Source organism: Virgibacillus profundi, assembly GCF_002287375.1.
GTDB lineage: Bacteria > Bacillota > Bacilli > Bacillales > Amphibacillaceae > Virgibacillus_K > Virgibacillus_K profundi.
In genome coordinates this window covers 151,794-173,681 of sequence record NZ_NPOA01000011.1, presented here as the reverse complement: position 1 = coordinate 173,681, position 21,888 = coordinate 151,794, and the positions used below count along the sequence as shown (strand labels likewise).

The following is a 21,888-nucleotide window of genomic DNA, read 5'->3' as shown; positions in this document are numbered from 1 at the left end:
AAACGGTTGTAAACAATTCACGCGTTTCGTTCGGTAATATTTTTTCTACCTCTGCAAATGTAGCTATCTTCTCTGCAACTTCTTTTGTTGCTGTTACAGCTATTCCATTTACAATATAATAGGAATTAAAATCCTTCACATTCCCTTTTTCAAGCTCCTGCGCCAAATACTGCTTTACATTGGCCTGAGAAGTCAGGGATGTTGCTTTTAATTCTGATACCACAGCCGAACGTTGAATCAGTTCTGCTTTTTGTGCTGAAAGATTTGCTTTTGCTGAAGAAGCCTTAGCCTCTTTAGCCACCTGCTGTGTATCAGCTTTTTCGTTAAATTTGATTAAAAATTTAACCTTTTCATCATTTTTAAATTCACTTAGTAAACGATCACTTACTTTAGCTTCCGATACTTTATTTGAATCGTTTAGAGAACGGTGTAAATTACTATTTGACTCTGCACTTGCGACCCCTGGCGCAATTAAAGAAAAAGTCATTAAAAATGAAGCTGCTATACTGAATGCTCTAACCTGTCGCTTTTTCTTCTTCTTCAAATTACTTCCTCCCCTCGATTTTTAAAACAAATGCTACGGTCTTCAAATAGAAAAACATTGAAAATCTACCTCGTCCCTCCTTTTCTTAAAACTGGATCCAACTCACAAAGATGTCGTTTACGAAATCTAAGTTGATAATGTAAGTATAATAGAATACAAGCGGGGATTGTGTCGAACTATGTCGAATATCATCTGAATATTCCAAATTGATAGATTAGTCTTGCTTTTTCCAATTAAACTTCATAGGCTATCTACCCGATAGCGTGGATATTTTTTGAAGTAATAAATTTAGAACGTTGAATTATAAAGGTTTATGATGAATTATTAACAAAACAAAAATTTCCCTATTTTACCAAATAACAAAAAAATGAACGAATAGTCCTGTAAAACAACAATAAAAACAATCATGTTTTCCAATTAGAAGAAAAAGAAGGACTTTTCCACCCCTTTTTATTACAAATACTGATTATAAAATCATAGATTCTGATAAAAGATAACCTTCTTAAGACCTAAAATATGAAATATTGTCATTTTCCTGTAAAATTTATGCATACAAAAAATAAGTCGACAATCTATTTTCATAGGGTTGTCGACTTATTTCGTCATATTGGAAAAACTGCTTGAATTAATCCTCTAGCGGATTTAAACTTTCATTTCCCGACATTTCAGCAATCATTGTTACCAGCAATTCAATCTCTTCATCAATATCCTTTAAACTTGCCGTTTCGACAGGTGAATGCATATATCGAAGTGGCAGGGATACAAGTGAAACGGGTACTCCTTTTCCGGTTAATCGCATTTTATCTGCATCTGTTCCCGTCATTCTTGGGGTTAATTCATATTGTACATTCATATTTAATTTTTTTGCTGTTTTTTCCAGCAGCTTATTTATTTTAATATTAATTGGTGCTCCTTTAGCTAAAACTGGTCCGTTCTCAAGTCGAACATCTCCATGCTTATTTTTATTTACACCTGGATAATCAGTTGCAAATGTCACATCACAGGCAATCGCCATAGTAGGTTCAATTCCTGCAGCAGCAAAATAAGCTCCGCCCATATTCGTTTCTTCATTCACAGTGCTTGCCGCATAAACCCCAACAGAGCACCCTTTTTCTGACAAACGTTTTAGTACTTCTGCTACGATAAAGGCACCTGTTCGATTATCCAATCCTCGTCCTGCCACATAACGGTTCTTTAATATTTCCGGCTCTGTTTTATAAACAGCTAAATCACCAATTTGCACCTCTTCTTCGGCTTCTTCTTTTGATTTATATCCACAATCAATAAATAAATCTTCCAGACCAAAGTCATTTTTCAATCCACCATGATGCTGTGCATTCACCCCAATAACACCAGTAACAGTTTCGGTATCGCCCAGAACTGTAACCTTCATCCCAACTGCTGCTTTTGGGTTAATTCCACCCATTTTATCAAAGTGTAAAAAGCCATTATCATCAATTCGATTAAGTACAAGTGCAATTTCATCACAATGCCCTGCCAGCAATATTTTAAAAGGAGCATCCGGGTTAAGTACCCCTATCGCATTTCCTGCATGGTCTGTTCTAATTTCGTCCGCAAAGTCCTTCACATAATTGATCCACTTTTTCTGGATCACCATTTCATTGCTGGATGGTGATGGGGTATGTAAGAGTTCCAATAAAAAATCCTGATTTGCTTTTTCCAAATTAAATTCCTCCTTCATTAATCTTTAGTACAATCATAGCAAAAATTCTTTATTTGAGCACATCTGTTTACTAAGTATGTACAATTGAGTACCATTTAGGAAAAGACTTGGAGATTTCCTGAATATTAGACTGTACCAAGGTTCCCAAGATTAAAAAGATTATAGTATTTGACAGAAAATCTATAAACTGCGACGTATGTGCTTGGTTATTTTCCGCTGCGGACCGTTGCTTTCCGCGGGCACGGCTTCAGTCTCCTCGAGAAAACCACTCTGCGGGGTCTTCAGACACGTGCTTTTCCCGCAGGAGTCAACGGTCCTACGCTCCAAACAACCATCATAAATGTAAATGTGGAAGCATTTGTTTAATTAATCAAGAAAGTTTTAATAAAGTTTTAAAAGCACAATTCCAGCGGAGGAAACACATTGAAGACTCCTGCGGGAGGAAAGGCATAGGTGAGACCCCTAAGAGTAGCACGAGGAGGCTCACCAGCCGCCCGCGGAAAGCGAAATGTGCTTCCGTAGCGAATCCCTGCTCTCAACCAGCGTTTGCAAATGATTTTTCACTATGTCGTACTTTCTATCAACTAAGAATTTAAAGAAGAAACAAATGAAGAGCCAAATAATTTATGAGGAGAGATTGATAATGACACTGAATGAATGGTTTGAAAAAGGTATGTCACCAGATACATACATTGAATCAATGGAAAAGAACAAAGAAGGATTGCTACATATTTATGATAATTTTTCCGTGCCGGAAGATGAAGCATTCCATCAGGAGCTTAAGAACAAGAATCTGCGCGTCATTATTCTAACTGAGGACTGGTGTGGTGATGCTATGGTAAACATGCCGATTTTACTCCGTCTGACTGAAGCAGCAAATATTGATGTAAGCGTACTGCTACGTGATCAGAATTTGGAATTAATGGACCAATATTTAACGAACGGCAAATCACGTTCTATTCCTATTTTTGTCTTTATAGATGAATCCGGAAATGAAGTTGCAAAATGGGGACCACGCGCACAAAAGGTGCAAGACTTTATTGATCAATCACGTGATGCACTGCCTGATCAGGATGCAGCAGATTATAAAGAAAAATTCAACGAGATGATTATGTTTACGAATAAATCTTTCCGTGATAATACTGATTTCTGGGATGAAATATATTCCAGTTTGAAACAAACATTGCAATGAAAATAATAGAGAAACAACCAAAAGGCTGATGCAAAAATAATGTGTCGGTCTTTTTTGTATAATTTCACCTAATCTATGTCCATACTGATTACATAGAATTGATATAAAAAGGTGACCTGTACATGAGCATAAGACTTTTTAAACATATGTATTTTCGACTCCCTGTTATTATTAAACTGCTGCTAACTATTTTTATTCTCATGTTTGCTTTCGGTCTAATTATCCACTTTGTAGAACCTAAAGAATTTCCTACGATTTTCGACGGGATATGGTGGGCTTTTGTAACTGGGGCAACTGTGGGCTATGGTGATTATATTCCAATAAGTTTTCACGGGAAGGTTGTTGCAATACTCTTAATCCTTTCAGGTGGAGGGTTAATTGCTTACTATATTACTACATTTGCAGCAACAGCATTTAAGCATGAACAAAATTTGGCTAGTGGTAACGTGGCTTTCAAGGGAAATGGGCATGTTATTTTTATTGGATGGAATGAGCGTACAAGGCAATTGATTGATATAACAGTCAAAAACGATCCAGATATTCGTATTATTCTCATTGATCAAACCCTAAATCATCTTGCCTATCAGCACTACCCGGTTCATTTCATTCATGGTGATGCCACAGAAGACCAGACATTAAATCGGGCTAACATCGAAAAAGCAGATCGTGTTATTATAACTGCTGATATTTCAAAAAAAGAACGATCGGCGGATAATTATACAATATTAACCACTGTGGCAATCAGAGGAAATAACAAAGACATTCCTATCATTGCCGAAATTTTATCCAAAATACAAATAGAGAACGCTAAACGAGCTGGAGCAACAACCATTATTAAATCTAATGACTTCATGAGCGCATTACTTTTTCATGAGCTCTCACGTGTTAAAACCGCACTGCCATTTGAGGATGTTTTACAATTATTAAAAAGCCAGCAATTCTATCATACAAAAGTCATCGATGAACTGGTAAATAAATCATTCATGCATGCCTCTGGTTATTATTTAAGCAAACAACAGCTTTTGCTAGGTATCATACGTGATGATACATGGGAAATTAATCCCTTACCTAACTTTATTTTAAAAGAAAATGACACAATGATAACACTAGCTTCATGGTAAATTCCCCTCACATCCCTGAATATTCTTTTGCCAGTCTGGTTAATTTGTGTTAAAATCATATATTGTGTAAAAGGAATCGAATATATAGGAGTTGTTCAGCATGACAAGCAAATTTGAGACTGGTCAAATTTTAGATGGAAAAGTAACAGGGATACAGCCATACGGAGCATTTGTTGCTTTAGATGAGGAGATCCAAGGATTGGTTCATATTTCTGAAGTAACACATGGTTATGTTAAAGATATTAACGAGCATTTGACCGTTGGGGACGAAGTAAAAGTAAAAATCCTTAATGTTGACGAAGCGAATAATAAAGTATCATTATCTATCCGTGCTACAGAAGAAGCACCAAAAAAACCGGCAAAAACAAGTAAACCACAGCCTGCAAAACAGCAGGACAATGACACTTCAGGTTTCAACACGTTGAAAGACAAGCTTGAAGAATGGATTGAGCAGTCAGAAGAATTCAAGAAATAATTTAAGAAGGGAGGTAACTCGAGGTGTGAGTTTACCTCTTTTTTTAATGTCTGATGTAAATGCCCTTCAAAGGAGCAGCTTACAATTTGAAATAACCACCCTAAATGCCCTATAAGGCTTAGCGTGGTTACTTTTTTTATCTTTTTTCCCCTTTCCCTAATCTGCGCAAGCTCTTTCTTGATTTATCAACTTCACTTCGTTAAAGTAAAATAAGACTAGAAATATTAGTTACGAGGAGGAATTTTAATGACACATGTTTCATTTACCTATAACAAAGCTCTTGAATTTTTTAATCAACAAGAATTGAATAACCTGGATGCATATGTCCAAACTGCACATCATCAGCTGCATAATAAAACAGGTGCTGGAAGTGACTATTTAGGATGGGTGGATTTGCCTGAAAGCTATGATAAAGAGGAATTCTCCCGGATAAAAGCAAGTGCTGAAAAAATCAGACAAGACTCAGACATTTTACTTGTGATTGGAATTGGTGGATCCTATCTAGGTGCACGTGCTGCACTGGAAATGCTTAATCATTCATTTCAAAACCTTCTTTCAAAAAAGGAGCGAAATGCACCACAGGTTATTTTCGTCGGTCATCACATGAGTTCAACGTATATAAGTGAATTATTTGATGTACTCAAAGACAAAGATGTATCGGTCAATATTATTTCAAAAAGTGGTACGACTACTGAGCCTGCAATTGCCTTTCGTATTTTCAAAAAATATCTGGAAGAAAAATATGGTGTGGAAGAAGCAAAAAAACGCATTTATGCAACAACAGATAAAGAAAAGGGTGCATTAAAAACAAGTGCAGACCAAGCAGGATACGAAACATTTGTCATCCCTGATGACGTCGGTGGCCGCTATTCTGTACTAACAGCTGTTGGTTTATTGCCAATTGCAGTCAGCGGTATTTCGATTGATGATATGATGCAGGGAGCGCATGCTGCCATGAATGATCTGGCTGAACCAAAGCTTGAAGATAACCCTGCATATCAATATGCAGCAGTAAGAAATATCCTATATAACAAGGGAAAAACAATTGAAATGCTCATCAATTATGAACCAAGCCTGCAATATTTCGCAGAATGGTGGAAACAGTTATTTGGCGAAAGTGAAGGAAAAGACCAAAAGGGAATTTATCCTTCATCGGCTAATTTCTCAACAGACCTGCATTCGCTTGGACAATATGTGCAAGATGGACGCAGAGATCTATTTGAAACCGTACTTCATGTGAATAAGTCGAAAAAAGACATGACATTGGAAGCAGATGAAGTAAATTCCGATGGCTTAAATTATATTGCAGGAAAGACCATTCATGAAATAAATGATAAAGCATTCCAGGGAACACTTCTAGCACATACAGATGGACAGGTACCTAACCTGATTGTTGAAGTTCCGGAACTTGATACCTATACATTCGGATATCTGGTTTACTTTTTCGAAAAAGCCTGTGCCATCAGTGGTTATTTACTCGGAGTAAATCCATTTGATCAACCAGGGGTAGAAGCATATAAGGTAAATATGTTTGCATTGCTTGGTAAGCCAGGATTTGAAAAAGAGAAGGAAGAACTCGAAAAAAGATTATAAATAAAAGAAGGATGTTCCCAAAATGGCAGGAACATCCTTTTTTTTACTCTATTGTCCTATCAAGCACTTTCCAAATACCATCTTCTTTTACCAATTGAATACTTGCTGTAACTTCTACCGGGCTCACCGGATTTTCTAACAAAATATAATTTACCTTATTCTCATTATCCTTTACTTCTCTAATTACATGTGTTGACCGATTTATTATTTCACGCCAGTAGTACTCAAGCTCTTCCTGTTCCGAAACATTCATCAGCTTTTCTTTGTCTTCTTCTCTCCATTCACTTTCCTTTGAATACAAGGTGCTATACAAATCAGCATCCCGGTTGTCATGTGCATACATGTATAATGAGAGAATTTCAAATGCGCTCAGTTTCTCCAGAAAAACCTGACTTTTCTCCGCCTCATAATTATGAAATTGCTCAAAGGTAAATTGGCTCATCGGCCAGCGGTTAACCAACTCGATGTTTTCAAAAGAAATTTCCCGAAAATGTTCATCAAATAAAATGGAAAGTACACCATAGTCCACATGAAAAATTCCTCTTTCTCGGACCCAATCACTTTCGTTTTCATATTTGTTCACAGCATCCTTAACAATCGCGTGAAACCTTGATTCCTCGTGGTTTTCCACAAAACGCTTCAATTCCTTCTGTGCTGCGTTATCAAGATGTTTTTCCCCAGCTAGACTAAGTGTATCAACTCCACCTGCAAGATAATCATTAAGATATTTATTCATCGTAGAATAGATACTAGTATAGTGAACTAAAAATTCACGATCCTTAGGATAAGACTCCAGTAGTTTTTCAAGATCTAGCAAAATCTCATCAAATTCGGTCCATGGAATCCCGTGCCTGTTCCCGACTCCGGGAATATAGGAATCAACTTGGTTCCCTAGCATTCCTAGATAATCTCTGAAACCCTCATGTCCATTCCAATTTTCAATATTATCTACCAGCCACTCATAGTTCATTTCCAAGTACATTGCATCATTCCTGCCATCTGTACTATTTGCTACAAGAAAACCCTGTTCTTTCAGCATAACAAGAAACTCAGCGATTTCTTCCGGTCCCGTATAATTTTCCGGCTGATCCTGTGTATCTATAATCAGTTTCTGTTGATCTATCGTTATTTTATAATCTGCTAATAAATTCCTCCAGTAATCACTTAAATTATAGCCTAAATCTCTCATATTAATGAATAGCTTTTCCAGTGTTTCTTCTTTTACCGGATTATTTTCTTTAACAATCTCCTTCATGATCTGTCTGGGTGTTGTAAATAACCCATCAATATCTGCTTTAGCCTGCTCAATTTCCTTAGGATTTGTTGTTGAACCATAATGCTCTAGAATTACATCTGCCTGATTAATCACATTAAAAGAATCCACACTTTCAATACCGAGTATTTCGCGAAATTCTTCCTTCTGTTTTAAATAATACATTTCCAAATAATTAGTATCATTGTCGGCTTGGTCAAAATCATTCACATATGGAAGTGAAATCAGCATAAATAAGAGCAAACCGGCAATTATCGCAAGCCCTGGAATTATTTTGCCCCGGCTTATTTTTCTTTTTTGATTTACAATACTTTTCATCACATTGTCTGTGCTGGTATATTCCGGCAGCTTCTCATAATCATCCTTCATTTCATGCAGCAGATTATCAAGTTTCTTATCATCCATTCATATAAACCTCCTTCCCTTCTGCTTGTTCATAAATTTCTTTTAATTTCATTTTCCCACGGTGAATTCTCGTCTTAACAGAGGATAATTTAATTTTTAGGATCATTGCAATTTCTTCATAGGTTTTATCGTGAAAATAGTAAAGGATAATTGGTGTTTTATACTTTGGATCTAATTTCTGTATGCATTCATGTAAAAATAAATGCTCCTCCTTTTCGAAATAATAGCCACCCTGAATTTCCATTATTTGCGTCTTTTTTGCTTTATCTATTAAGTTGAATTCTCTTTTTCTTTTGCGGTAATAATCCCTTGTCACATTTAATGTAATTTGATAAATCCATGTTGAAAATTTCCCTCTATGATATTGATGGATTTTTCGGTAAATCTTAATAAATGTTTCCTGTACGATATCAGGTATAATTTCCGGTTCCATTCCAAATTGAAAAGCAAATTTCTCAACAATCGGCTTATACTGATTGACTAATTGTTCAAATGCCTTTTCATCTTTGGCCTTTGCCAGTTTGATGATTTCATCTTCTTCCATAGGTGACTTCCCCCCTTCCGCCAAGCAACGTTCATCTATATAACGAAGTTTTGCTTATAAAAAGTTTCATTTTTAATAAATAATTTATAAATATGTGTTTATATATTTAAATACGGGGTATAACTATAAATGTAAGACTTTCTCGTATTCCCCCTGTAAGCAAAGCGTTTTTAACGCTTTGCTTTTTTTTCTCTTTTTTTCACGCTGTCTTTTATTAATGTTATAATAGCCCTAATGATGTCAGGAGGTTTTATATATGGATAACTTTGAAGTTTTGCATGATAGAAAAAATACACGTTCTGTTAAATGGGACATGCTTGAACCTGTTTTCCAGACAACAGATGTCCTGCCAATGTGGGTAGCGGACATGGATTTTAAAGCACCGGAAGCAGTAAATGATGCTTTAGTAAAACGGGCGCAGCATGGGATTTATGGCTATACTATTATTGATAGTGATGTGAAAGGATCTATCGTTAATTGGGCCGACAAGAGACATAGCTGGAAAATAGATCAGGAATGGCTGTCCTTTAGTTCCGGTGTTGTTACTAGCCTACATATGGCAATTCAGGCATTTACAGAACCGAATGATGGGATTCTAGTTCAAACACCTGTATACACTCCATTCTACAGTGTAATTACTGAGCATGACAGGAAAGTTGTTAGGAATCCGCTAATACTAGAAAATAACTATTACCAGATTGATTTTGAAGACTTTGAGGAAAAGCTTAAACAGGGAGTAAAGGCTTTTATTTTATGCTCCCCTCATAATCCGGTTGGACGGGTATGGAAGAAAGAAGAATTATCAGAAATGGCCCGGCTCTGTTTAAAATATGATGTATTAATTTTGGCAGATGAAATTCATTGTGATCTTGTTTTTTCAGAAAACCGCCATATTCCGATTGCTTCTCTTTCTGAGGAAATTGCTGATCAAACCATTACTTTTATGGCTCCATCAAAGACTTTTAATCTTGCTGGCTTAGATGCTTCCTATGTGATTACAGCCAACAAAGAGAAGCGGGAAAAACTGGATGCTCAATTTGGTAAACAAGGATTTCACAATATGCTTAATACAATGGGCAATACAGCATTAGAGGCTGCTTATACGCACGGGGAAGCCTGGCTGGAAGAATTGCTTGCTGTACTGAAAAGCCATCAGGAATATGTTACAGAAATGTTCGCTGCACATACAAAGGAACTTAAAGTTGTTCAAGCAGAAGGAACTTACTTATTATGGATTGATTGCAGTGAATTGAACATGGATAGTAAAGAATTGAAGAAATTCATGATAGAGCAAGCTAAAGTAGGTCTTAACACTGGTGTTGATTATGGTGTCGAGGGTGGTGCCTTCATGCGGATGAACATTGCATGTCCCCGTGAGACACTAGAAGATGGCGTAAATCGTATTATTGAGGCAGTAAACATTAGATTGTAGTAGATTGAACTGTTCTCTTATTTGTTACGTGTTATTCCTAATTTGTTTCAAACCTAAAAAGCCATACTCCAATGAAGTATGGCTTTTTTAATGAATCAGGTTATTCTTCTTCCTGCTTTTCATTAAAATCTGTCGGGTCTGTTGGTGATTCACTTGAGGTTGTTTCAGGCTCGGTCTTAATTTCTCCACATAAAATCCGTACACCTGAATTACCACTTGGCTGAGTCACGCCATCATCCTGTCCGTCATGAACAATTAATGAAGTTCCTTCCCCCTGTAATAATGAATTTTTACCTTCCATAAGGGTTGCACCTGCCAGCATTAATTCTGCTTCAACAAGGCCAGCCCCATCAGCTTCAATGTTAGGTAAGTCTCCTAAATGAGCTCCTTTCGGATGCATTAATCCATGCTCTTTACCCTCCGGATTAAAATGATTGCCCGCACTGGTGAATTCAGGGCCTTCACATTTGGGATACTCATGTACATGTATCCCATGAAAACCGGGAGTTAATCCTTCCAGCTTTAATTTTATTTGAACCCCATCAGGCTGTTCGGTCAAATCAGCAGTACCCACCATATCCCCTGATGAATTATACATGTCCACACCGCGAGTAGTCTGACTTTCATTTTGACATGCAGATAAGATAAGAATAAGCAGCAATAATAAAATTGGACGCATTGAGATTTCTCCTTTTAATCACTTACTTCATTTGTTAGTATCTACATGATTTTCAAAGGATAAACATTAGAAAACTTGGCACTCGCCAGCCTTTGGGCGATGCCTTTGTTGCACTTATGCAAATCTTTACGGTGGGGCGAGTAATCGGAGCCCCAGAAAGGAATATGGATATATTTCCTTTACTGCCTAAAAAAGTTATATTTTCCTATCAGTTTTTAAAAAATCCCCTTCAAAAAAGAAGGAGATCTGCTTATCTTTATTTATTTTTATCCGGTAAATTTTCTCTATCATTAATATTATATTTTTCATTAAATTCCTTTTCGTCTTTTTTGGATTTTTTATAAAACCAATACATTGCTCCTACAGCTAATACCATAAAGAAAACTAATACGATAAAGGCTGGAATATATTCGGATTTGTCTTCCGGAAAATATAAAAATGGCATCATAATTACTCACGTCCTTCTTTATATAGTATAGCAAAGTTACGATTATTACTAAACACTAAATAGCAAATGTTCGCTAATCTGTTATATTTTTGGCACAATGAAAATAAGGAGGCGACTAAAATGGCAGAGGTGAATATAGGGGAAACGGTTCGGGCACATTACAATTCGGGGACTTACATAGGTGAAGTGAAGGAAGACCGGGGTGATCGTTATTTAATTAAAGTACATGCCGTTCATAAACATCCATTACAAGGAGATCTTCATAATCCCGGTGAAGTGCAAGGTGTATTCTTTCACGAACGTAAAGCACTGGCACACCATGAAAAAATGAATGTAAAAAAACCTGCAGTACATCCATATGACGAAGCTATTCCTGTCTATAGTGAATCATTAAAAACAGCTGTGGATAAATATAAAGAAAAACTTTCAGCTGAAGACAGTGCTTTCAACAAACAAGCATTATCTAAACTGAAAGACCTGGAAGAGTTTTATGAAAGAAGTTACTACTAATTAAAAGAAGCTGGAGAATATAGTGTTCCCCAGCTTCTTTATGATCCAGCAATTATTCACCTAAATGTTCTTTAATAACTTCTGAAACTCCATTAAGTGCATCTTCTTCGTCACTGCCAGTCGCAGAAACTTTAATTTCCGCTCCTTTTGGAATTCCGAGTGACATAACACCCATGATTGATTTTAGATTAACTGTTTTATCGTTATAGCTAACCTCAACCTCTGACTCAAATTGTCCTGCTTTATTTACTAACAATGTAGCTGGGCGTGCATGAACTCCAGTGTCCGCAGTAATTGTAAATGTTTGTTCCTTCATTACGATCATCCTTTCAAACCTATTATTTTCATATGTACTATTATTATTAGTACATTACACAATCTTAGTGAAAAACTGCACTAAGCCCATTATATACAATTTTATAGTTTTTTGGAATATAAAACTCTAAAATTGTTTATTTTCTTTGAGATATTTGTCTTTATTTTGACGTTATGATAACGTTATTTTTGAAACAATGCCATTAAAAGGTTATACATACTTTAGTTGGGAGGAAATAAGATGAGTGTACATATAGGTGCGAAGCAAGGTGAAATTGCAGATAAAATATTATTGCCTGGCGATCCATTACGAGCGAAATATATTGCTGAGACATTCTTAGAGGATGTAACACAATATAATGAGGTTCGTGGAATGTTAGGTTTTACTGGAACATATAAAGGTGAACGTGTCTCTGTACAGGGAACTGGTATGGGAGTTCCATCCATTTCTATTTATGTAAATGAATTAATTCAGAGCTACGATGTTAAAAAACTGATACGTGTTGGAACATGTGGAGCGATTCAAAAGGATGTAAAGGTTCGTGATGTTATTCTTGCACAAGGATCTACTACTGATTCCCAAATCAATCGCATGATATTTAACGGAATCGACTATGCCCCAATAGCTGACTTCGATTTATTGAAAAAGGCTTTTGATGTTGGTATGGAAAAAGGAATGGATCTCCGTGTTGGTAATGTATTTACAAGTGATACATTCTATCGTGATAATGCAAAAGAAATAAATGAATTACTTGCAAAATACAAAGTGCTTGCAATTGAAATGGAGACTTCCGCACTTTACACATTAGCTGCAAAATTTGATCGTCAGGCATTATCTGTATTAACTGTATCTGATCATATTTTAACAGGTGAAGAAACAACCTCCGAAGAACGTCAAACAACATTTAATGAAATGATGGAAATCGCTTTGGAAGCAGCAATCAAATAAACAAACATGTAGAGCAGTCTATTAATTAAAGGCTGCTTTGCGTAAATTTTGGGACTGCACTTCGTTCGCCCCACCAAAATACTGGGACTGCGCACTGCTCGCCCCATCGAAACCATTTGTTGCTTTTTAAATTTTCGTAGTTGATATAAATTGCGAAGTAAATCGAGATTGATTCTAATAACATGTGCTATTGCCGCCGTCCGGGATCGCTCCGGGCGGATGCTTTCCGCGGGCACGGCCTTAGCCTCCTCGAGAAAACCACTCTGCGGGGTCTTCGGACACGTGCTGTTCCCGCAGGAGTCACCGCCCTCTGCTCACCCGAACTGGTGAGGTGGTTTGATGTTTTAAAAATTGATTACTAATGCAGTACATCGGCAGTAACCGGAAATCCAGCGGAGGAAACACATTGAAGACTCCTGCGGGAGGAAAGGCATAGGTGAGACCCCGGAGTGCGTAGCACGAGGAGGCTCACCAGCCGCCCGCGGAAAGCGAAATGTGTTTCCGGAGCGGTAATAAGGACTAGTGATCATCTATTACGTCGCACTTTACATCTTTTATGACAAAAAGCACTTTCATTGTTCACCACTAAAAAAATAGGTTGACAATCCTCCCTCTTCTCTTTAAAATCATATAAAAAGGGGAGGGAAAAGAATGAAAGGATTACGTCCGATTGATTTAACATTTGGATCAGTATTTGTATGTTTAATGGCAATTGGTGCTAATATCACTGTCTGGTTTCCAATATTAACAGTACCTATAGGTGGAACCTCTGTGCCATTATCATTACAAACATTTTTTGCCGTTTTAGCAGGATTAATGCTCGGCAGAAGACTTGGAAGTATAGCAATGATTACATATACACTAGTGGGGGTAGCTGGTGTGCCCGTATTTGCTGGACTTATTGCAGGTCCAATGGCATTAGTCAATCCTACAGGGGGATTTATCATTTCATTCATTCTGGTCGCATTTTTCGTTGGTTGGATCAGTGAGAAAAGTAAAAAGCCTTCTATATTTATCTATACAACAGCTGCAATTATCGGTTTAATAATTAATTATGGTTTTGGTGTGTCCTACATGTATCTGGCTATGAACACATGGTTGGAGCTGAATATATCCTATTTACTTGCCTGGGTGGGGATGATTCCTTTTATTATTAAAGATACAGCCTTTGCCTGTTTAGCTGCTGTATTTATGATTAACCTGGCCAAACGCATTCCATCACGATGGACAAGTACAAAAAGTATAAAAGCATAATCCCCCAAGCCTTTCGTTTCTGAGAGGCTTTTTATTTTTTGATGCGTTTACATAGACATTATGATAAACTTATATCTACAATAAAAGAAGCATATAAATTAAGTTTCACATCATATCCAAACCTCATTCATTGGAAATAAGTTATATCCGCATTAAAATTCATCAGGAAAGGTGTTTTGCACACTTATGGAGCTATTTTTGAATTTTCCTCTGACAGCTGCCTTAGCATCAATAGTATTTGCCCAGGTTGTTAAAATCCCAATAAAACTGATCGTAACAAGAGAGTTTAAACCAAGTCTTGCCTTCAGTACAGGCGGAATGCCTAGCAGTCATTCTGCAGCTGTAGCAGCATTAACTACCGGTATAGGTATTATGGATGGTGTGACATCAACTGTATTTGCAGTAGCATTCGTATTCAGTATCATTACAATGTTTGATGCAACAGGTGTCCGCAGACATGCCGGAGAACAGGCAGTCGTGTTGAATAGGTTAATCAAGGACTTTCAATATTTTGTTGATGGAGCAAAGGGCTGGAATAAAAAAGAAGAGTATGAAAAACGTCGGGAATTAAAGGAATTATTAGGTCACCAGCCAATTGAAGTGTTTTTTGGCGGACTGACCGGTGTAGGTATTGCCTTCCTACTCTACCCATTTTATTGAAAAATCTCTGAGGGGTGTTTACGAACCTCCCTTCAAAAACACCAGATTTTCGATCCACTAAAAAACCGGGAGCTTCCAATTATAAATTTTGGAAGCTCCCGGCTTTTCTATTAACTGTCTATTATTTCCTGTCTGAACACCTGTAACGCCTGATTTTCATTTAATTTAATGAGTTCATCCTCTGATAATTCCCCATCACCCAGCTCAACGACATAAACTTCAACTTCCCGTTTACCCCACTCGGCATAAACGTCTTCAACTGTATGGTAATATAGATCAATTTTATTTCCATTTATTGCACTACCCTTGTCAGCTACAACTCCAAAGCCATAGTCAGGGATATATAATATTGTTCCTATGGGATAAACACTCAAATCGGCAGCTATAGTAGAATACAAGTCTCGTTTTACTTTAACACCTGAATAAGTGATACCATATTCAGGGTGGTTCGGACTTTTACCCGTTGATTCCACACCCGCAGTATAACCTGTTGCAACAACTGTCTGACTTGGATACTGGTCAAAGTCACCCCATTCTTCCAGGGTTTTTGCTCCCTCTATTTCATCACTTGAGATGTATCTCTTTTTGGGTTTTACAATGTTCAATGTCTTTTTTTTAATCATTGTTTGTCTAATTTCAGATGTATGGTGGGTTCCATTTTTATTTTTGTCCCATATTTGCATGTCCGCTAAAGATACATTCGAAATAGATGTTACTGTTACATAAAATGCCCCTAAAAACAACAGCAACATGATGGTTCTTCGAATAAAATTTTTGATATTCATTAATAACACCTCTCTGGATGTCATCATTTCCAATCTAGTAAAATTTTATTCACAAACCATACTAAAACATACGATATCCACTCTTGCGCAGAAGTTTAATAACTATTCCGGAAACAATAGTTCCAGCAAAACCGGATAGTAATATCGTTATATCAACTGGCGTAATTTCCATTAATTTTGAAAATGCAGTTGAAAATGCGTTTCCTGGATTTTTAAAATATTCCACTGTTGATATATCATCAACAATGATGAGTACAATAAAAGGATAAATAAAAGACATCAGCCAAGTTTGTCTCAATAGCATATTTAAAATAAAAGCAACACCAAAAAATATTATAAAATATAACATGATCGATACAACTAATTGAATCAACGATCGAATCTCCCTTCACTTACTACCATTTCATCCAATCTACATTTTATAATAAAAATGCAGAAAAGCAAAGGCAATGTTCCTCCCTTTGCTTTTCTATATGCTTCGTGGACAAATTTAAGCTGTATTAATAAAAAATATTAAATTTCCCTTTTTTCATCATCAATCCGATTCCGCCTAATTTAAGCAGATAACGGTTATCAATTATTTTTTTCATAATGGTAGCTTTCCAGCCAAATAACTTTTGATCATTTAAAATAATGCCAATTGCATCATTATTACCCAAAGAAGCCACAGTTCCCATGATATTGGCTTTAAAAGATTCCATTTCTCCTCCATTTACAAGGGCTTTCACATTATGTGCAACTACATCTGATTCCTGTATAGCAATTTGTGCTGTTGGAGGGTAAGCTCTGCCATTTTCAGGGTTCATGACTAATGCACAATCGCCAATGACGAATATATCTTCATAATCAGGTGCACGCATGTCTTCACGAACTTCTACTTTTCCCCGATTTGTATTCATTCCTGATTGTTCAACAATTGCGTTTGCCCTCACACCTGCAGCCCATACTGTAGTCATTGTTGGAATTGCTTCATGTCTCCCATCTTTTTCATACACAATTCCATCAGGCTTACACTCTTTCAACATCGCATCGGTTATAAATTCAACACCACGGGCTTCTAACGAATTCATTGCATATTCGACAAGCTGTGGATCAAATCCAGGTAAAACAGATGGTGAGCCTTCTATATTAATAATTCGTACCAGGTTTTTTTCAATATCATATTCTTCACATAACTCCGGTATACGGTTTGCCAGTTCACCAAGGAATTCAATACCTGTGAAGCCACCGCCACCTACAACAATATTAAGTCGGGACTGTTTTTTTTCTGTTTCTGTATTGTATAATGCAAAGTTATATTCAATATGCTCTCTAATAAGACGAGCACTATTTATATTATCAATTGTAAAAGCATATTCATCTAATCCTGGAATATTAAAAGTAGCTGCTTCAAATCCTAAACCAATTACAAGAATATCATAATCCAATTCACTTTTTTTTAATTTGACCTTTTTATCATCAGGTTTAATGGATACTACTTTATCCAGAATAAAATTAACCCGTTTCGTATTCACAACATCTTTAATTGGGATTCGTGTTCTATCATGATGTAATGTACCGGCGGCATTTTCATGCAACCAGGTAGATTGATAGTGATAGTCATTCATATTTACTAGTGTGATCTTAGCCTCATTTGCACCAAGTATCTTCTGTAGTTTGACAGTAGTCATTATGCCACCGTATCCCGCACCCAATATAACTATATTTGGAGTTTTCATTTTTTCACTTCCATTTTATTTATTTCTATCTGTATCTATATGCATGTGACGATTTTCACTTTAAGGACATTAGAAAAACCTGGCTTCACACCAAATAAGAATAAAATTAACACAATTATAATAGATTTGTTACGAGATCGTAATATATCTCCAAAGAATATAATAACTTTATTACCTGTATTTTTCAACCTTAAATAAAACTATTATTAGAAAGCTTGGTTGTCGCCAAGCTTTTCGGTGACAGCCTTAGCCTGCACTTATGCAAATAGGAAAGTTTTTATGCTATTCTATTTGCCAAAAATTTTACTTTTCTAAACCAATCTTATTACCCCTACCTTGTGCACTTCAATACACAACGTATATTTGTTTATGATACTATGGGAATGGCATTCAAATTAAATAGAGAAATGAGAGGATACCCATGTCTGAAAAAGTATATGACATAACCATAATTGGAGCAGGCCCTGTTGGTTTATTTACTGCATTTTATGGGGGAATGCGTCAGGCAAGCGTTAAAATAATTGAAAGCTTACCACATACTGGCGGGCAATTAACAGCCCTTTATCCAGAGAAATATATATATGACATCGCAGGATTTCCAAAGGTTCGTGCACAGGAATTAGTAGATAACCTGGAAGAACAGGCAAATATTTTCGACCCCACTATAGTACTTGAGCAAGCAATAAAGAAAATTGAACGCTTGGAAGATGGATCATTTAAATTAATTTCTGATAAGGAAATTCATTATACAAAAACAATTATAATTACAGCAGGAAATGGTGCGTTCCAACCGCGGCGTTTAAATATCGCTAATTGTGAACAATTTGAAGGTATTAATTTGCATTATCATGTAAAAGACATGAGTAAATACAAAGACCAAAATGTCATCCTTTTGGGTGGGGGCGATTCCGCAGTTGACTGGGCACTTATGCTTGAACCAATAGCAAAAAAGGTAACACTCGTCCACCGACGGGATAAATTTAGGGCACATGAACATAGTGTTGAAAAACTTATGAATTCATCTGTTGATATTATGACCCCATTTGTACCTACAGAAGTAATTACAACTGATAAGATTGAAAAAGTAATTTTAGAGGAAGTAAAAGGTGATAGGATAGAAGAGATTGATGTTGATACTGTTCTATGTAATTATGGCTTTATTTCTACACTTGGTCCAATTAAGGATTGGGGATTGGAAATAGAGAAAAACAGTATTGTAGTAAATACTAAAATGGAGACAAACACTCCGGGTATTTATGCTGCCGGCGATATTTGTACGTATGAAGGAAAAGTTAAATTAATCGCAACCGGATTTGGCGAAGGACCAACTGCTATTAACAATGCTAAGCAATATATCGATCCAAAAGCAAGGATCCAACCAAAACATTCCACTAGTATGTTTTAAGAAAGCTAAATAAAGTCAGCTGTTTACTGACTGACAAAAAACAGGGCTGGAGCGGCGAATATATCGCCAGACTCCGGCTTTTCATTTTACCTCATCTGCTATAGCTGACAACGCATCTTTATCCATAATTTTTATATTGCGGTGTCCTTTTTGCTCAATCCACCCGTTCGTTTGAAAGCTGGATAATCTTCTGCTTACAGTTTCCTGTGTCGTTCCCAGATAGGAAGCAAGATCCTTTTTACTCATTGGCAATACAATTTCAACGGAATTATTATTTTCAACCAGTTCCATTAAATAACTGGCAATTCTTGTTTCCACATCTTTTGAACTTAGTTGGCCCACAAGCTTTTCCGTTTGATCCAGCCTATTCGTGAACTCTTCTAAAATTTTAACAGCAATCGTTGGATGGGTTTGCATTAAATTCTGCATATCTTCACGGTGGATCATACATATATTAGTCTTTACCAATGCTTCAGCATAACTATCTAATAACTTTTCCGTAAATAATGCCAGCTCACCTGTAAATTCTCCAGGCTCTAAAATTCGTAGTAACTGTTCTTTACCTGATTCAAATAGCTGATAATTTTTCACACGTCCCTGGTGTACAATATATAAATATTCAAGCGGATCACCATCATGAAAGATGATTTCACCTTTCTTAAAATCCTTATGTCTGCTCATATTGGCTATTTTCACCATTTCCTCTGTATCCAAATGATTAAAAAATGGCACCTTTGATACACACAACTGCTTGCTGTCAACAACCTGGCCATGGCTACACGAGTCAGTCATCAATAAACCCCCTTCATATTCCCCTGGTTATAGTATATCTTATATTCGTAGGTTGGAAGTGATTATTGTTTTAGAGGTCATCGCTTTTTTCAATAAAAAACCGGAGCACTTAAAAGTACTCCAGCAGTTTTTCACTATTAGCAATCCCCAGGTGTTCCCGCTCGATCTTTCGCTCTAAACGAAGAACCACAGCCACACGAAACAATCGCATTTGGATTTTCGATCGAAAACCCTCCACCCATCATGTTCTCTTTAAAATCAATTTTTGTTCCTTCTATAATAGGTATATCCTGATTAAAAAACACAACTGGAATTCCATTAATTTCTTCTATCGTATCCAGATCATCATTGATTTCATGTTCGAATCCCAATGAGTAGGATAATCCACTGCATCCGCCACCTTTGATACCAAAGCGCAGGCGTGCATCGCCGGATTCCTCTTTCATCATTTCCTGAATTTGAGTACTTGCATTATCTGTAATTGTAATAACCATCAGCAGTACCTCCCTTTTCACGGTTAACTATTAGTATACAAACTATAACTTTACTATTCAAATATTTGCATGCCAAATTGCTTTATTTCTTTTATGCCGCACCTACACAACTGGCGCAAATTTACCCTGCACCATATATGGTAATTATTACCTTTTTATCACTCGCCCTTAAAAAATCTTCCCTTTACAGTTAGTTTTATTTTACAAAATGTTTGGTTAAAGATAAACTAAAAGAGACTAATGATATTGAAAAGTAATTTTTAGATAGATTTTTTAACTAATTCATCATATAATGATGATAAGGAAAGGAGAAGATGGATAATGCAAGATCAAGTACAGGAAGTTTTAAACAAACTGCGTCCATTTCTACTACGTGATGGTGGGGACGTTGAGCTAATTGATGTTGATGATGAAGGCATTGTACTTCTTCGTCTTATGGGTGCATGTGGGAACTGTCCGAGTTCTACCATCACTCTAAAAGCAGGAATTGAACGCGCATTAATGGCTGAGGTTCCAGGAGTAAGAGAAATTGAACAGGTATTCTAAATAATAGTTGATAAGGCAGACATTCATTTGTCTGCCTGTTTTATTGAACCTGACTGATGCCACATCTCCCCTTGTCTTTTACTTAACAGCCGTTTTTGGCTCTTTTCCCTGTAAAACTGATGTTATATTATCCAAGCATAATTGGAGCATTGCCGTACGGGTTTCTTCACTCGCTGATCCAATATGGGGCAAGCATACAACATTGTCCAACATTAATAATGGATGACTTTTTCGAATTGGTTCTGCTTCAAATACATCTAAACCAGCTGCTTTAATTTGTTTCGTTTTCAATGCTTCAAGTAATGAATCTTCGTCCACAACAGCCCCACGAGATATATTGATGAAAATAGCTGTTGATTTCATTTTACTAAATGCCGATTGATCAAATAGTTTATTTGTTTCATTTGTAAATGGTACAACAGACACAACAAAGTCCGCTTTATCCAACAGCTGATCAAAGCCAACATAGGTAGCCCCAAGCTCACTTTCTGAATCATACTTTCGCGTACGATTATGATATAGAATCGACATCCCAAACCCTTTAGCACGTCTGGCAATTGCTTCACCAATTCGTCCCATGCCAACAATTCCTATTGTTTTATGGTGAACATCAGTACCTGCAAGTAAGTATGGTGACCAGTTCTTCCACTGATCCTTTTGTATATATTTTTCTGCTTCAACAATTCTTCTAGCTGTTGCCATCAACAAAGCAAAGCCCAAATCAGCTGTAGTCTCTGTCAACACATCCGGCGTATTTGTTATAATTATTTCCTGTTGTTTTGCAGCCTCAATATCAATATTATCAAAACCAACCGCTAAATTAGCTGCAATTTTTAATTTACTGGCTTTGCTTAATAGTTCCTTATCAATTTTATCACTTAACATGCATAATAAGCCATCAGCCTGGGCTACTTCTTCCAGTAAAATATCCCTTGGTACAGGCTGATCCTCTTTCTTCCACATGCGAAAATCTATTGTCTCCCGATAAGGCTCTATTATCTCATCCGGAATTCTCCTTGTAATATAAATAATTGGTTTTGACATGTTTATACCTCTTTCCTGTAAAAGTT

General features: G+C 36.6%; 24 protein-coding genes. 11 read left to right on the top strand and 13 right to left on the bottom strand.

Annotated elements, in window-relative coordinates:
* Nucleotides 1-544, bottom strand: a 544-nt coding sequence (locus tag CIL05_RS15945) for a protease inhibitor I9 family protein (RefSeq protein WP_206207792.1), incomplete at its 3' end; no start/stop codon positions are given.
* Nucleotides 545-1,169: 625 nt separating this feature from the next.
* A complete protein-coding gene (locus CIL05_RS15940) occupies nucleotides 1,170-2,228 on the bottom strand; it encodes a M20/M25/M40 family metallo-hydrolase (RefSeq protein WP_095656531.1) in 1,059 nt (352 codons plus the stop codon).
* Between the two features lie 643 nt (nucleotides 2,229-2,871).
* On the opposite strand from CIL05_RS15940, the gene CIL05_RS15935 reads away from it, so the two are divergent.
* From CIL05_RS15935 to CIL05_RS15920, 4 genes are all read left to right on the top strand, one after another.
* Nucleotides 2,872-3,420: a thioredoxin family protein gene (locus CIL05_RS15935; RefSeq protein ID WP_095656530.1), complete on the top strand. Its 549-nt coding sequence runs from the start codon at nucleotides 2,872-2,874 to the stop codon at nucleotides 3,418-3,420.
* 122 nt (nucleotides 3,421-3,542) lie between these two features.
* A complete protein-coding gene (locus CIL05_RS15930; RefSeq protein ID WP_095656529.1) occupies nucleotides 3,543-4,541 on the top strand; it encodes a potassium channel family protein in 999 nt (332 codons plus the stop codon).
* A gap of 100 nt (nucleotides 4,542-4,641) precedes the next feature.
* Complete coding sequence (gene yugI, locus CIL05_RS15925) at nucleotides 4,642-5,016, top strand: S1 domain-containing post-transcriptional regulator GSP13 (protein ID WP_095656528.1); 375 nt, start codon at nucleotides 4,642-4,644, stop codon at nucleotides 5,014-5,016.
* A 246-nt stretch (nucleotides 5,017-5,262) separates the two neighbouring features.
* Nucleotides 5,263-6,609 carry a glucose-6-phosphate isomerase gene (locus CIL05_RS15920; RefSeq protein ID WP_095656527.1) on the top strand — a complete coding sequence of 449 codons (1,347 nt, stop codon included), beginning with the start codon at nucleotides 5,263-5,265 and terminating at the stop codon, nucleotides 6,607-6,609.
* A gap of 43 nt (nucleotides 6,610-6,652) precedes the next feature.
* Here CIL05_RS15920 and CIL05_RS15915 read toward each other — a convergent pair whose 3' ends face one another.
* Both CIL05_RS15915 and CIL05_RS15910 read right to left on the bottom strand, forming a co-directional pair.
* Nucleotides 6,653-8,287, bottom strand: a complete 1,635-nt coding sequence (locus tag CIL05_RS15915) for a hypothetical protein (RefSeq protein WP_095656526.1) — start codon at nucleotides 8,285-8,287, stop codon at nucleotides 6,653-6,655.
* On the bottom strand, nucleotides 8,280-8,831 hold the full coding sequence (locus tag CIL05_RS15910; RefSeq protein WP_095656525.1) for an RNA polymerase sigma factor: 552 nt from the start codon (nucleotides 8,829-8,831) through the stop codon (nucleotides 8,280-8,282). Before CIL05_RS15910 ends, CIL05_RS15915 begins: the two co-directional genes overlap by 8 nt.
* A gap of 256 nt (nucleotides 8,832-9,087) precedes the next feature.
* Here CIL05_RS15910 and CIL05_RS15905 point away from each other — a divergent pair, with 256 nt between their 5' ends.
* The gene (locus tag CIL05_RS15905; RefSeq protein WP_095656524.1) at nucleotides 9,088-10,263 is read left to right on the top strand and encodes a MalY/PatB family protein; all 1,176 of its coding nucleotides are present in this window, start codon (nucleotides 9,088-9,090) and stop codon (nucleotides 10,261-10,263) included.
* 100 nt (nucleotides 10,264-10,363) lie between these two features.
* Here the strand turns inward: CIL05_RS15905 and CIL05_RS15900 are convergent, their stop codons facing one another.
* Nucleotides 10,364-10,942, bottom strand: a complete 579-nt coding sequence (locus CIL05_RS15900; protein ID WP_095656523.1) for a superoxide dismutase family protein — start codon at nucleotides 10,940-10,942, stop codon at nucleotides 10,364-10,366.
* 256 nt (nucleotides 10,943-11,198) lie between these two features.
* A complete protein-coding gene (locus tag CIL05_RS15895; RefSeq protein WP_095656522.1) occupies nucleotides 11,199-11,390 on the bottom strand; it encodes a hypothetical protein in 192 nt (63 codons plus the stop codon).
* A gap of 120 nt (nucleotides 11,391-11,510) precedes the next feature.
* Between CIL05_RS15895 and kapB the strand changes: the two genes are divergently transcribed.
* Entirely contained in the window at nucleotides 11,511-11,900 is a 390-nt protein-coding gene (gene kapB, locus CIL05_RS15890) for a kinase-associated lipoprotein KapB (RefSeq protein ID WP_095656521.1), read from the top strand.
* A 52-nt stretch (nucleotides 11,901-11,952) separates the two neighbouring features.
* On the opposite strand, the gene CIL05_RS15885 is transcribed toward kapB, so the two are convergent.
* Nucleotides 11,953-12,216, bottom strand: a complete 264-nt coding sequence (locus CIL05_RS15885) for a phosphocarrier protein HPr (RefSeq protein WP_095656520.1) — start codon at nucleotides 12,214-12,216, stop codon at nucleotides 11,953-11,955.
* Nucleotides 12,217-12,456: 240 nt separating this feature from the next.
* On the opposite strand from CIL05_RS15885, the gene deoD reads away from it, so the two are divergent.
* From deoD to CIL05_RS15870, 3 genes are all read left to right on the top strand, one after another.
* Nucleotides 12,457-13,164, top strand: coding sequence for a purine-nucleoside phosphorylase (gene deoD, locus CIL05_RS15880; RefSeq protein WP_095656519.1), 708 nt, complete (start codon nucleotides 12,457-12,459; stop codon nucleotides 13,162-13,164).
* 651 nt (nucleotides 13,165-13,815) lie between these two features.
* Complete coding sequence (locus CIL05_RS15875) at nucleotides 13,816-14,418, top strand: biotin transporter BioY (protein ID WP_095656518.1); 603 nt, start codon at nucleotides 13,816-13,818, stop codon at nucleotides 14,416-14,418.
* A gap of 186 nt (nucleotides 14,419-14,604) precedes the next feature.
* Nucleotides 14,605-15,078, top strand: coding sequence for a divergent PAP2 family protein (locus CIL05_RS15870; protein ID WP_095656517.1), 474 nt, complete (start codon nucleotides 14,605-14,607; stop codon nucleotides 15,076-15,078).
* A gap of 110 nt (nucleotides 15,079-15,188) precedes the next feature.
* Here CIL05_RS15870 and spsC read toward each other — a convergent pair whose 3' ends face one another.
* The 3 genes from spsC to CIL05_RS15855 form a co-directional block, all read right to left on the bottom strand.
* Entirely contained in the window at nucleotides 15,189-15,863 is a 675-nt protein-coding gene (gene spsC / locus CIL05_RS15865; protein ID WP_095656516.1) for a stationary phase survival protein SpsC, read from the bottom strand.
* Nucleotides 15,864-15,924: 61 nt separating this feature from the next.
* Nucleotides 15,925-16,236, bottom strand: a complete 312-nt coding sequence (locus CIL05_RS15860; RefSeq protein ID WP_095656515.1) for a YuiB family protein — start codon at nucleotides 16,234-16,236, stop codon at nucleotides 15,925-15,927.
* Nucleotides 16,237-16,363: 127 nt separating this feature from the next.
* The gene (locus CIL05_RS15855; protein WP_095656514.1) at nucleotides 16,364-17,581 is read right to left on the bottom strand and encodes an NAD(P)/FAD-dependent oxidoreductase; all 1,218 of its coding nucleotides are present in this window, start codon (nucleotides 17,579-17,581) and stop codon (nucleotides 16,364-16,366) included.
* Between the two features lie 421 nt (nucleotides 17,582-18,002).
* On the opposite strand from CIL05_RS15855, the gene CIL05_RS15850 reads away from it, so the two are divergent.
* Nucleotides 18,003-18,986, top strand: a complete 984-nt coding sequence (locus CIL05_RS15850) for an NAD(P)/FAD-dependent oxidoreductase (RefSeq protein WP_095656513.1) — start codon at nucleotides 18,003-18,005, stop codon at nucleotides 18,984-18,986.
* A gap of 81 nt (nucleotides 18,987-19,067) precedes the next feature.
* Here CIL05_RS15850 and CIL05_RS15845 read toward each other — a convergent pair whose 3' ends face one another.
* Both CIL05_RS15845 and CIL05_RS15840 read right to left on the bottom strand, forming a co-directional pair.
* Entirely contained in the window at nucleotides 19,068-19,778 is a 711-nt protein-coding gene (locus CIL05_RS15845; RefSeq protein ID WP_095656512.1) for a Crp/Fnr family transcriptional regulator, read from the bottom strand.
* 137 nt (nucleotides 19,779-19,915) lie between these two features.
* Nucleotides 19,916-20,272, bottom strand: a complete 357-nt coding sequence (locus CIL05_RS15840) for a HesB/IscA family protein (RefSeq protein ID WP_095656511.1) — start codon at nucleotides 20,270-20,272, stop codon at nucleotides 19,916-19,918.
* A gap of 321 nt (nucleotides 20,273-20,593) precedes the next feature.
* On the opposite strand from CIL05_RS15840, the gene CIL05_RS15835 reads away from it, so the two are divergent.
* Nucleotides 20,594-20,818, top strand: coding sequence for a NifU family protein (locus CIL05_RS15835; RefSeq protein ID WP_095656510.1), 225 nt, complete (start codon nucleotides 20,594-20,596; stop codon nucleotides 20,816-20,818).
* A 78-nt stretch (nucleotides 20,819-20,896) separates the two neighbouring features.
* Here the strand turns inward: CIL05_RS15835 and CIL05_RS15830 are convergent, their stop codons facing one another.
* Nucleotides 20,897-21,862 carry a 2-hydroxyacid dehydrogenase gene (locus CIL05_RS15830; protein ID WP_095656509.1) on the bottom strand — a complete coding sequence of 322 codons (966 nt, stop codon included), beginning with the start codon at nucleotides 21,860-21,862 and terminating at the stop codon, nucleotides 20,897-20,899.
* Between the last annotated feature and the right edge of the window lie 26 nt (nucleotides 21,863-21,888).